This is a genomic window from Asticcacaulis sp. (genome assembly GCA_024707255.1).
GTDB lineage: Bacteria > Pseudomonadota > Alphaproteobacteria > Caulobacterales > Caulobacteraceae > Asticcacaulis.
In genome coordinates, this window is record JANQAC010000002.1 from 1,230,484 (window position 1) to 1,242,898 (window position 12,415).

10 protein-coding genes are annotated in these 12,415 nt (G+C 59.1%); 4 read left to right on the top strand and 6 right to left on the bottom strand.

The genetic code is table 11. The features are described from left to right. Positions 1 to 12: 12 nt before the first annotated feature. Entirely contained in the window at positions 13 to 558 is a 546-nt protein-coding gene (locus NVV72_17100) for a hypothetical protein (protein ID MCR6660962.1), read from the top strand. 87 nt (positions 559 to 645) lie between these two features. After that, positions 646 to 1,164: an HRDC domain-containing protein gene (locus NVV72_17105; protein MCR6660963.1), complete on the top strand. Its 519-nt coding sequence runs from the start codon at positions 646 to 648 to the stop codon at positions 1,162 to 1,164. On the opposite strand, the gene NVV72_17110 is transcribed toward NVV72_17105, so the two are convergent. The 4 genes from NVV72_17110 to NVV72_17125 form a co-directional block, all read right to left on the bottom strand. Continuing rightward, the gene (locus NVV72_17110; GenBank protein ID MCR6660964.1) at positions 1,161 to 1,634 is read right to left on the bottom strand and encodes a hypothetical protein; all 474 of its coding nucleotides are present in this window, start codon (positions 1,632 to 1,634) and stop codon (positions 1,161 to 1,163) included. The genes NVV72_17105 and NVV72_17110 overlap by 4 nt on opposite strands. Before the next feature lie 58 nt (positions 1,635 to 1,692). Then, positions 1,693 to 3,195, bottom strand: coding sequence for a Ppx/GppA family phosphatase (locus NVV72_17115; protein MCR6660965.1), 1,503 nt, complete (start codon positions 3,193 to 3,195; stop codon positions 1,693 to 1,695). An 88-nt stretch (positions 3,196 to 3,283) separates the two neighbouring features. Further along, the gene (locus NVV72_17120; GenBank protein MCR6660966.1) at positions 3,284 to 5,530 is read right to left on the bottom strand and encodes an RNA degradosome polyphosphate kinase; all 2,247 of its coding nucleotides are present in this window, start codon (positions 5,528 to 5,530) and stop codon (positions 3,284 to 3,286) included. Between the two features lie 87 nt (positions 5,531 to 5,617). Then, entirely contained in the window at positions 5,618 to 6,382 is a 765-nt protein-coding gene (locus NVV72_17125; protein ID MCR6660967.1) for a DnaA/Hda family protein, read from the bottom strand. Between the two features lie 118 nt (positions 6,383 to 6,500). Between NVV72_17125 and aspS the strand changes: the two genes are divergently transcribed. Beyond that, positions 6,501 to 8,282 (top strand): aspartate--tRNA ligase, encoded by a 1,782-nt coding sequence (gene aspS, locus NVV72_17130; protein ID MCR6660968.1) that lies wholly within the window; start codon positions 6,501 to 6,503, stop codon positions 8,280 to 8,282. A gap of 124 nt (positions 8,283 to 8,406) precedes the next feature. Here aspS and NVV72_17135 read toward each other — a convergent pair whose 3' ends face one another. Beyond that, positions 8,407 to 8,901, bottom strand: coding sequence for a pentapeptide repeat-containing protein (locus NVV72_17135; GenBank protein ID MCR6660969.1), 495 nt, complete (start codon positions 8,899 to 8,901; stop codon positions 8,407 to 8,409). A gap of 84 nt (positions 8,902 to 8,985) precedes the next feature. Then, positions 8,986 to 11,775: a ribonucleoside-diphosphate reductase gene (locus NVV72_17140; GenBank protein ID MCR6660970.1), complete on the bottom strand. Its 2,790-nt coding sequence runs from the start codon at positions 11,773 to 11,775 to the stop codon at positions 8,986 to 8,988. A 226-nt stretch (positions 11,776 to 12,001) separates the two neighbouring features. On the opposite strand from NVV72_17140, the gene NVV72_17145 reads away from it, so the two are divergent. After that, on the top strand, positions 12,002 to 12,415 hold the full coding sequence (locus tag NVV72_17145; GenBank protein MCR6660971.1) for an NADH:ubiquinone oxidoreductase subunit NDUFA12: 414 nt from the start codon (positions 12,002 to 12,004) through the stop codon (positions 12,413 to 12,415).

Genomic DNA, 12,415 nt, shown 5'->3' on the forward strand with positions numbered 1-12,415 from the left:
TATAACTACAAAATGACGCCAATTACAAATACCAATGACCTGATCGCCTTTTGTGAAGCGATAAAATCCGCCCCGTTCATCACGGTCGACACCGAATTCATGCGCGAGACGACCTACTGGCCCAAGCTTTGCCTGATCCAGGCGGCCAGCGAGACTCATGAGGCCATTATCGATCCTTTGGCCAATGGACTGGATTTAAAACCTTTTCTCGCTGTTTTGGCTGATGAAAGCATACTGAAGGTCTTTCACGCCTGCCGTCAGGACATGGAAATCTTCGTCAATCTGGGGGTCATGCCCAGGCCCGTCTTCGATACCCAGGTCGCCGCCATGGCCGCCGGTTTCGGTGACCAGGTCGCTTATGATTCGCTCGTGCGGCAAAAACTGAAGATCGATATCGACAAGGGGTCGCGGTTTACCGACTGGGCGCGCCGCCCGCTGTCGGACCAGCAACTGCATTATGCGCTCGGCGACGTGACCCATCTCGCCAAACTGTTTCCCCAAACTGCGCGACCGTTTGGAACGCCGGGGGACGCCTCGACTGGGTGTCCGAGGAAATGAAGGCCCTGACGGCCCCCTGGCCTCTATTCAACGAGCCCGGACGATGCCTGGCGCCGGCTCAAGCCCCGCAAGCATTCGGTCAAGTATATGGCGGTATTTTCGCAGGTCGCAGCCTGGCGGGAGCGAATGGCGCAGGAACGCGACATGCCGCGCGGCCGTATCCTGAAGGATGAGGGGATTGACGAGATCGCCACCCAGATGCCGACCGATCCGGCGGCATTCGATCATCTGCGCTCGACCTCCAAGGGGTTTGGCGCCTCGAAATTTGGCCTCGATCTGGCGGAAATCATCCGCAACGTTCTGAAGAATCCTGATGCCTTCGCCCCGAAGGTGGAAAAATCGGCCCCGCCGGTGCAGGTACCTGCCTCCGTGGTCGAACTGCTGAAGGTGCTGCTCCGCATCCGCTGCGAGGAAGAAGGCGTGGCGCCGAAGCTGATCGCTACAGTAGCTGACCTCGAAAAGATCGCACTGGATGACAAGGCGCAGGTGCCGGCATTGGAAGGATGGCGCCGAACCGTCTTTGGCGATGACGCCCTGCGTCTGAAACGCGGCGAACTGGCCCTGGTGCTGAACGGCACCAAGGTGGAACTGGTGGAACTGGACTAGCAGCTTCCGCCGCTGTCGGCCTCCTTGCGGTTCAGCACATAGGCCTTTCCGTTCCAGCGCATGACGGGGAAGCAGAAGCCCGGACCGCCGATCATGACGTCCGGCCAACCACCGGGCGTCTTTTCTTTTGTGGCCAGGAAGGTCGGTATGCCTTCGCTGGCGTAGATAACCTGCCATTTGCCTGACGCCTTGCTCAACAGGCTGAATCCCTGGCCGGTCATGCCGTAGCAATAGGTGCCGTTGTTCGTAATGACGAGGTCGGCCATGCCGTCGTCGTTTATATCGCGGTAGTCTTCGGGGGCAATGGTGGCCAGGCCGTTTTCATCGTCCGGACAACCTGTCCACTGGCCGTTTTTCATGACCATGCCGGCCGCCTGGTATGCCTGGGCGATATCAGAGGGCAAGGGCTCCGCCTCGGCGGACGGTGACAACAGGGATACGCAGAGTACTGGAACCGCGACATGTTTCATGACCGCCTCCTGTAAAATGGTGAATACAGAAAACGCCCGAAACGCGAAACTGGCAAGTCTAATAGGTGATAATATTGAGGCTCAGCTTGAGCGACTGGGCCAGGGCGCGGGCGCGCCGGCGGGTCTGTTCGCCCAGCAGCAGGTCTTCCCATCCCGATTTGGCGCTCAAGATCAGGTGAAGTTCGTGTTGCCGGATATGAGCGTGGCTCAGCAATTGCGCAGATTTGGCGGAGAGGTCGCAGCCGAGACGCAGGAGAAGCCCCAGTTGCGTCGCCTGCCTGAGCATGTCCTCGCCCAGGATCCGGCTGATCAGAACCGGCTCCTTGTTGTAGGAATCGCCGCTGTAACGCGTGTAGATCGTGCAGGCGAGGAAGACGCGTTCCTGGTGGTTCTGGCCGGGAATGGGCGCGCGCAAGACCTGATCGCAGGCGAGATCGGCGCGATGATCCGGATGCAGTCGGGCGCCGATGTCTGACAGTTTCGCCGCCGCGCGGATCAGCCGGACGGCGGGGCGCTCAATGATTGCCTCGTCGATACTGTCGTAGAATTCGGTCGCCCACTGTGCCAACGCCGGACCGAGATCGTCATTGATGCCGAGACGATGGCCAAGCGAAGCACAGCCTGCGATCAGCGGATCATCGGCCCTCAAAGGGGCTTCGAGCGCCTCGAACAGCAGCCCTTCGCGCAGGCCGAAGGCGGAAAAACACAGGGTTTCGAAATGCAGAACCTCGATCAGCCCCTGCATGACAAGCGCGGCATAGGCGATATTTTCCAGCCGCCGCTTCGAAACGCCAGGCAGCTTTTCCAGCGATGAAGGCGACTGGCTGGCGATCAGGCGGGCAATCGACAGAGCTTCGCGCGCCGGTAACTCAAATTGTTGAATGACTTGCAGCGGATAGTTCTGTTTCTGCATCCAGATCAGGGCCAGATTACGCCAGGCCCCGCCAACGGCATGAAACTGCTTGTTTGAAAAGCGGCCCCGCAAAGGCTCCAGGCGGTCCCGAACAGTCCTGTAAGTGGTGTCGAGGTCAACCGGCTTTGGCGCGCCGAGCGCAAAGGGTCCGAGCGGCAAGGTGATGCCGCGCAGGCCCTGTTCATTTCCACTGCTGAGATTAACCAGCTCAAGACTGGAGCCGCCAAGATCGCCGACCACCCCCTCGGCATCGAGATGCCCGCACTTCACGCCCATGGCGGAATAATGTGCCTCCTCGGCGCCGCTGAGCACCCGGACTTGAAAGCCAGTTGTGTCAAGGATGGTGGCGACAAAATCAGGACCGTCCACGGCTTCACGGATGGCGGCCGTGGCGACCACATGGACATCTTTCAGGTCATAGGATTCCAGTATGGCCTTGAAACGGCGCAGCGCGACCAGGCTTTCCTGCATTCCACCCTTGTGCAGACTGCCGGTGACTTTCAGTTCGCGGCCCAGGCCCGCCAGAACCTTCTCATTGAAGATGGGCCAGATAGAACGGCCCTCAACGCGGTATATTACCAGACGAACGGAATTTGAGCCGATGTCGATGACTGCGGTATTGTAATTCAAGATATCCGTTTCCCGCATTGCACGCCGAGACAAGACTTCGCTAGCCCGTTTGAGGGGCTTTTACCAGCCCCTGAACGTTTGCGCGATTGACTTCATTGTGAGTGGACTATTTGCGCGCGCCGACGTGATCGAAGGCTTGCGGCAGATCCTTGACGCCACGACCGCGACCGGAAAGCGACGGATTGGTCATGAAATAGTCATGGGCGGAGAAGGGCTTGTCGAGGTGGCTGGCATCGAGACGGCTGTAGGTGCCGTTCGTTTGCAGGAACCAGGTCTGGGCTTCGTCATTCAGATTGGCGACCATGATCTGGTCGAGCACCTGGCGGTGAACTGTCGGGTTTTCGATCGGGATCAGGGTTTCAACACGGCGGTCGAGATTTCGGCTCATCCAGTCGGCGCTGGAAATGAAGACGCGCGCCTGATCGGACGGCAGGGCATGGCCATTGGCGAAACAGACAATGCGGGCGTGTTCGAGGAAGCGGCCGACAATCGACTTGACGCGGATGTTTTCCGAAACGCCGGGCACACCGGGCCGCAGGCAGCAGATGCCGCGAATGACGAGATCGATCTGAACACCGGCCTGACTGGCCTGATAGAGTTTTTTGATAACGGTCGGATCAACCAGGGCATTGAGCTTTGCCCATATCTGCGCCGGTTTTCCCGCCTGAGCATTGAGAATTTCCTGATCTATCAGATGTATCAGGCCGGGTTTTAAAGTAACAGGCGAGAAATACAGCTTCTCCATCATTTCAGGCCGGGCGTAGCCGGTGATGAAATTGAAGACGCGCATAGCGTCGCGGCCCAGTTCCGGATTGGTGGTGAACAGGCTGAGATCGGTGTATATCTTGGCGGTGATCGGGTGATAATTGCCGGTGCCGAAATGGCAGTAGGTGCGCAAGGCTTCGCCTTCGCGCCGCACGACCACCGACAGTTTGGCGTGGGTCTTGTATTCGACAAAGCCGTAGACGACGTGGACACCGGCGCGTTCCATGGCGCGCGCCCAGCGCAGATTGGCTTCTTCGTCAAAGCGCGCCTTGATTTCGACAAGGGCGGTGACGTTCTTGCCCTGTTCGGCCGCCTCGATCAGCGCCGCCACGATCGGGCTGTCCTTCGAGGTGCGGTAAAGGGTCTGCTTGATGGCGATAACATTCGGATCGCGCGCCGCCTGGCGCAGGAACTGCACCACGGCGTCAAACGATTCAAATGGATGGTGGACGAGAATGTCCTTTTCACGGATGGCGCCGAAGACATCGCCGCCATTGTCACGGATACGCTCCGGGAAACGCGGCTCGAACGGCTTGAATTTCAGGTCATTTCGGTCGCGCGGAATGAGCTGCGACACCTCGGCCATACCGAGAATGCCGGTGATATTGACGATATCCTCCGGCGCAGCGTGCAGGTGACCGACGATAAAGCTGCGCAGGTCATCCGGCATGGTCAGATCGATTTCGACACGCACAACGGAACCGAGGCGGCGCTGTTTGATGAGTGCCTCGAACTCGCGCACCAGGTCTTCGGCTTCTTCTTCCATTTCAATGTCGGAATCACGCAGGATGCGGAAAAGGCCGCGCGAGACGATGTCGAAACCTGGGAAAAGCTGGTGCAGGAACAGCGAAACAAAGTTTTCCAGAGAGACGAACTTGCGGCGGACCGGACCGGTATCACCCGGTTTGCGCACGGCGGTTTCAACCTCCCAGAAGCGCTTCACGCCGGTCGGGATCGGGACCAGGGCGTACATGGTCTTGTTGTCCTTGCGGCGCAGCAGCTTGAGGACGATCGAAAAGCCGAGGTTCGGGATGAACGGGAAGGGGTGGGCCGGATCGATGGCCAGTGGCGTGAGGACCGGGAAAAGCTGGTTTTCGTAAACTTTTTCCAGCCAGGCCGTATCCGTCTTGTTGACATCCTTTGCCGAAAGCAGGTTGAGGCCGTTTTCCTGAAGCTGGTTGCGAATGCTCGACCAAATGGTCTGCTGCTTGCTCATCAGTTCGCCGGCAGCGCGGTTAACCATTTCCAGTTGTTCCTGGGGCGTATGGCCGTCGACAGACAGCACGCGCACGCCCTCGCGCACCTGACCCTGAAGGCCGGCGACGCGCACCATGTAGAACTCGTCAAGGTTGTTGGCGGAAATCGATAGAAAGCGCAGGCGTTCCAGCAGGGGGTGGCGCGGGTTTTTGGCTTCTTCAATGACGCGCTGGTTGAAAGCCAGCCAGCTCAGTTCCCGATTGATGTAGAGGGATGGATCGAGCGGCGCGTCACTGCTGAAATCAAACGGCGCTGGCGCCGTGGCATGTGCAACCGGCCCGCTCTCCGGCAGGGCGGGAGCGGAGGTCGTATCCAGGGCCAGGTTCGAGATCGGTCATAACGGTCACTTCATCAATGGAATCAGTCCTTGCCGGGCAATCTAGCGTAAAAACCTAAAGAAACTGCCGGACCTGGCTGATTATCGCAAATTATCGAACGGCGTTACAGGCTCATCGCCAAACATATCCGTTTCGTGGTCGAAAAAGGACTTGGCCAGGGCGCGATTGAACGCACGTCCATTGGCATAATGTTCCAGTTCTGTGACAATTTTTTGCGCGGCGCTGACCGAGCGGTTCATTCGTCTGACGATGTAGTCGATAAAATCGGGCGAAGGCGAAATGGCCCGCTGGGCGAACAGCTTGTTGAGGATGGCGACCAGCAGATCCTCGTCCGGTTCGGGCAGGGTGATGATCCGCATGGCGTTCAGGCGGCTGGCGAGATCCGGAAGCTGGATATTCCAGGCGATGGGCTGATTTTCTGTCAGTAAAACAAGCTGTTGTCCGGACTTCTGAACGTGGTTGAAGAGGTGAAACAGCGCCTCTTCCGACGCCTTCTCGGCGTCATCAATCACATAGGGAACCGGTTGCAGAGTGGAGAGGTCGAGATCATGCGTTTCCGTGGCTGTCAGGAACAGGCCGCCGGTCTGCGCCGCAAAAATATGCCCCAGATGGGTCTTGCCGCTGCCGGGCGGTCCCAAAAGGATCAGGTGCGGGCTCAGCCATTGATCCGGATGCAGCAGAAGGCCCATGGTCGCCGCCAGTTCCGTGGTGACGATGAATTGGTCGCGACTGTAGCGGTCGCCGGATTCCAGATCGAGGGGCAGTTGCAGGGACATATGGCTAATGTAGAATTGCCGGCCGTCGATGACAATGACCGCCTGACAGATATTCCGGGGACGATCCATGACGAATTGTGAGTAAAATCAGACCGGCACGCCGGGCAAATGCGGCAAAAAGCTTGACTTTGCCGGCGCATCATGTGCCCTACGGCGCAACGAAATTCCCTATGTCATCGGCTTTCACATGCATATTTATCGCTCCCATACCTGTGGCGCCCTGCGCGCTTCCGACGCCGGCACTCAGACCCGCCTGTCGGGCTGGATTCATCGCAAACGCGACCACGGCGGCCTGCTGTTCATCGACCTGCGCGACCATTACGGCCTGACCCAGCTTGTTTTTGATCCGTCTTCGCCAGGCTTTGCCAAGGTGGAGCGTCTGCGCGCCGAGAGCGTGATCCGCATCGACGGAAAGGTGGTGGCGCGTGACGCCGCGACGATCAATCCGAACCTGCCTACCGGCGAGGTCGAGGTCTATGTTGGTGATGTTGAAGTGCTTTCGGAAGCCGCCGAACTGCCGCTGCCGGTCTTCGGTGAACCGGAATATCCGGAAGAAATCCGCCTGAAGAACCGCTTCCTCGACCTGCGCCGCGAAACCCTGCACAAGAACATCGTTCTGCGCTCGAAAGTGATCCACTCGATCCGCCAGCGCATGGTCGATCAGGGCTTCCTTGAGTATCAGACCCCGATCCTGACGGCCTCGTCGCCGGAAGGCGCGCGCGATTTTCTGGTGCCGTCGCGCCTTCATGCCGGCAAGTTTTACGCCCTGCCGCAGGCGCCGCAGCAATTCAAGCAACTGTTGATGGTGTCCGGCTTCGACCGCTACTTCCAGATCGCGCCGTGTTTCCGTGACGAAGACCTGCGTGCCGATCGTTCGCTCGAATTCTACCAACTCGACGTTGAGATGAGTTTCGTTACGCAGGAAGACGTCTTCGCCGCCATCGAACCCCTGATGCACGGCCTGTTCACCGAGTTCGGCGAAGGCAAGCGCGTCTCCGCCTATCCATTCGTGCGTATTCCGTATCGGGAATCGATCGCCAAATACGGCTCGGACAAGCCGGACCTGCGCAATCCGATCGAGATGCAGGACGTGTCGGATAAGTTCCGCGGCGGCGGCTTTGGCCTGTTTGCCCGCATCCTGGAAAACCCGGCCAATGCCGTTTGGGGCATCCCCGCGCCGAAGGGGGGCAGCAGAGCTTTCTGCGACCGTATGAATTCCTGGGCGCAGAGCGAAGGCCAGCCGGGCCTGGGCTATATCTTCTGGTCGGAAGACCGGGGCGGCTGGGGCGGCCCGATCGCCAAGAACCTCGGTCAGGAAGGCACTGCGGCCGTCATGGGGCAGCTTGGTCTCGGTCAGGGCGATGCCGCCTTCTTCGTGGCCGGCGATCCGAAGGTCTTCTATAAGTTCGCAGGTAACGCGCGTACCAAGGTCGGCACCGATCTGAACCTGGTAGATGAAGACCAGTTCAAGTTCTGCTGGATCGTCGATTTCCCGATGTTCGAGTACAACGAGGACGAAAAGAAGGTCGATTTCTCGCACAATCCGTTCTCGATGCCGCAGGGCGAGATGGAAGCCCTGCAAACCAAGGATCCGCTCGATATCCTGGCCTACCAGTACGACATCGTCTGCAATGGCTACGAACTGTGCTCCGGCGCCATTCGTAACCACAAGCAGGATATCATGCTGAAGGCGTTTGAGATCGCCGGCTATGATGAAGCTTTTGTGGAAAGCCAGTTTGGTGGCATGTTGAACGCCTTCAAGTACGGCGCCCCGCCGCACGGTGGCCTGGCGCCGGGCATCGACCGTATCGTCATGCTGCTGGCTGGACAGACGGCGATCCGCGAAGTCATCGCCTTCCCGCTGAACCAACAGGGCCAGGACGTCATGATGAGCGCACCGTCTGATGTGCTCGACAAGCAGTTGAAGGAACTGCATATCCGGACGCAAATGCCGATCAAGGTCAGCTAATGGGGGTGGGGGCCTGAGGCCTCAGGACGTCTCTCTTTCAAAGAAAAAGCCCTGCCGATTTGGCAGGGCTTTTTCTTTGAATAAGGTAAGGATTTGTGGGGTCACAGACCCTAAACCAATAAGTTTAATGGACCACACACACCGGAATGCGCAGGCCGCGCGGCAGTTCCGTTGCCTCGTCACCGCAGGTCTGGTCAAGCTGGCGCTGTGTCAGGCCGATCGCCGAGCCCATTTCCGCGCCAGAGAAATTGACCCCGCTCAGGATCGCGCCCTTGAAATTGGCATGTTCGAGGTAGGCTCCGACAAAATTGGCATTGCTCAGATTGGCGCCGGCAAAATTAACGCGGCCAAACAGGGCGGCTGAGCCGTTAATGTCGCGCAGGTCGGCCCCGGCGAAGTTCGTGCCGTTGAAGATGCCAAGCCCCATGTCGGATTGACGCAGACGGGCGCCGGCGAAATTCCTGTTTTTCAGAGTGCGGTTGTTGAAATCGGCCTGAAAGAGATTGCAGCGCGGACAGTTGGCGCCATTTTGCGCGCTGGAGACCTGGGCGGCATTCTGCGCCATGGCGGGGGCGCTGATGAAGGAAGCGGCCAGCAAAGCCAGGACAATACGTTTCATAAAAGGACACCTTCGCTGATTTAGCGCTGATTTGGCGCTTACTGCCGGAAGACCAGCAAGGGAAGGGCCAGTTGATACCCTCCGTTACCGTTCCTCTACATCATCCTTTTCAAACGCCGGGTTAACCGCATCCTGTTTTTTGCGATTGCCAAATGGTACGACCACCAGATTGTCGGTCGCCGTGCCGCGTGCAAAGCCTTTCGAGATCAGTTGTGAAGCCGGCATGGCGTTGCTCGGCACGTCGTCTGTTTCGGGCAGGGCGTCGCCATGGAAATAGCCCTGACCCAGGCCATCGGCGTTCAGTTCATCCGGATCGGCATTGGAGAGATCGTCGCGGTCGAGGTAGGATATCGCAAGTTCGCGGAAAATATAGTCGAGGATAGAGGTCGCCGACTTGACCCGGTCATTGCCGGTGACTGGGCCGGCCGGCTCAAAGCGCGTAAAGACATAGGCGTCGACGAATTCTTCAAGCGGCACGCCATATTGCAGGCCGATCGAGATGGCGATGGCGAAATTGTTCATCAGCGAGCGGAAGGCCGCGCCTTCCTTGTGCATATCAATGAAGATTTCGCCGATCGAGCCGTCTTCATATTCGCCGGTATGGATATAGACCTTGTGGCCGCCAACGCCGGCCTTCTGAATATAGCCTTTGCGGCGATCCGGCAGCTTGGTGCGGGACCGCTCGCGTTCGACGATTTTTTCGATGACCCGTGGCGCCGCCTTCTCGATAACCGGTTCAGGCGCGGGGCGCCTGGGGGCATCATCAATATCGGGAATATCGAGCTTGAAGTCGGGCGGCGCGTCGGCCCGAAGCACTGAAACAGCCCTCAGACCGGAACTGGCGGCCAGGGAATAGATTTTCATCACGTCAACCACGCCCTGATCCCAGGTCAGGCGGAACGGCGTTGTTGCGGGCGCATCGATCAGGCTTTCAATGGATTGGCGGAGGTGAATTTGCGCCTTGCGGCCAGGTGGGCTCAGCAACTGATAAGCCTGATCCGAAATCAGGCGAAGTGCTTCCGGATCCTTGTGGCCGAAGATATGGACATCCGCTTCCTGAATTTCGGTTTCTGAAAAACCCATGACAGGCAGCAGGTTGAAAGCCGGATCTGAGAGATCGCTTTCACTCAGGCCCCAGATGTCCTGGATGAAGGCGGCATCGATATGGCGGACGGAAAAAACCTCAGCCAGAGATGATGCCGTGAGTAGCGCCGCTTCAAGCCGGTTGATTTCGAACTCGCTCAGGCCCTTCGATTTCAGCGCAGCCACATTAATATGCGGGGTGTCGATCAGGCTGCGGCTGCCGAGCAGGATCGGGCGCACATCGCCCCAGCTATGAGAAATGGCGTTCAACCCCCTGATAATGCAGGGTTTTATTGTCGGCACAAAAACGCCGTCCTCGGTTTCCATGACCGTCAGAAGCTCGCTGACTCCCTTATCGCCCAGCCCGGTGCCCGGGCGCAAGCTCAGTTCGGCATCATCGAACAGAGCGGTCACCTGTGCATTACGCAGGCCAGTTTTCTTTGTCAGCTTGAGTGCCATCTGGGTGAGGTCCAGCGCCGCGGACTTGATCTCGGCATGGCCTTTCAGGGCGGTGATCCGGTAGAGGCGCTGGCTCAGACGATCGGTCTGCTCCGCCTTGTCAATGGCGAAATTGCCATAAGAGGCCAGATGCGCGGCAAGGGAGGCAGACGCGTGAACCGCCGCCGCCTCGAACAGGGCAAAGATGTGGGTGGCCAGATCAATGCCGGCGGGTTCGCCGAGGCTGAGCCCGCGGCTCATTATAGCTTCACCGAGTCCCGCCGGGGTCAGGGCCAGCGGGCGCGTGGCGGCCCGGCGCAGACTGTCATCAAGCGTTGCCGAAAAACCGATGGCCGATTCGATATCGAGTGCCTGCGTCCAGAGGGTGACGGCATCGATAAAGGCGTCTACCGCGAATACGCCTTCGTCTGAAATGAAACGTTCAACATTGATCGCCGCCCGGGCAGCAAAATTCTGCGCCTCTATCGCCTCAGAATCCTGCGGGGCAAAAACCACATGCAAGGCGCCGGTTTCCAGTGCCGCTTCGGCCGCCAGAACCGCCGATGGATCACCGGCAGCGAGAAGATCGCGTTCGCCGATCACCGCCCGCAGGCGGGAGGAGGCCGGGGCGGTCGCCGGCGCGCGTGACCATTCGGCGGCCGCCATTCCCTGGCTGAGCTGAATTTGCCGGGCAATCAGGGCATCCGAGGCCCCGAAGCGCCGGGCTCTGGCGGCGGCGCGGGCAAGCGCCGGATTGTGTTTCAGGCTGGCGCGTTGCTCGCCTTCGGACCGGTCGATGGCGCCGGTGATCTCGTCCAGAGCCTCGGCCAGACGCGTTTGCGCGACGGCAGCCAGGGATTGGGCGCGGGCATCGATCAGGAGTTGATTGATGACGCTGTGGCCGGCATGATCATCGAGGTAAAGGGGCGCCGTTTCCGTGACCTCCGGCATCTGGTCGCCGGCCGTCGGGTGGACCCGGTGGCCGGACTTAAAGGCAATGGCGGGAGCCGCCGGGCCGGCCAGAAGGGTGATGCCCAGCATATCGGCGAACTCAGCCGCTGCCTTCGCATCGGGGAAGTATCCAAGCCGGAGTCCCCACTGGGAGAGACGATGAGCGTAGCCGGTCATGGCGCCGTCGAAAGCGTCTTCTTCGGGATTTATCGACAACTCGGCGGCACTAGCCGGCAGGTCTCGCGCCAGCGAATCAGCCCAGTCCATCCAGGCTTCGGCCTGAACTGTGGTCAGGTCGCGCGGGCACAAAACCTCGGCGAATCCGTTCGCGCGCTCGATCTCACGCAACTCCAGATCGGGCAAGGTGGCGAGTGCGCTCAGGGCAGGAGACAGATACGACATGCCTTTATCCTTGGTTTATGATGCCTTATCCCCAGATGTAGCGTTAATTTCAACAGGCATCAATAAATCTGGTGGGGTGGGCACCATTCATCCACAATATGTTGATCTGCTTGTGCAGCGTGGCAGCGGACAATATTTTCAGTGCCCGCTTTACCTTGGGCGGGCGTCTCACTATAGATATTGACAGGTTTCGGGGCCGTGACTGGCTCCACGCAAGGATATCACGATGCAATGGTTGCTTAATTTACTCGCTCCCTCATTCACCTGGTGGAATGGCGCCACGCTTGGCACCCTGTTCACCATAGGCAAGCGCGGCCGCAAGGTCGGTGAGGACGAATTCGGCAATCGTTACTATGAAGACCGCACGGCGAAGAACACCTATGATGCCGGCCGCAAGCGCCGCTGGGTGGTTTACAAGGGCTATGCCGACGCCTCCAAGATTCCGCCCGACTGGCACGGCTGGATGCATTACACCTATGACACGCCGCCGTCTGAAGCCCCGCTGCGCCGCAAGGCTTGGGAAAAACCGCACCTGCCCAATATGAGCGGTACTCCCTATGCGCAATTCCCACCGGGTTCGATGAATGCCGAGGCCGAGCGCGCGAAGACGACGGGCGATTACGAAGCCTGGAAGCCGTAA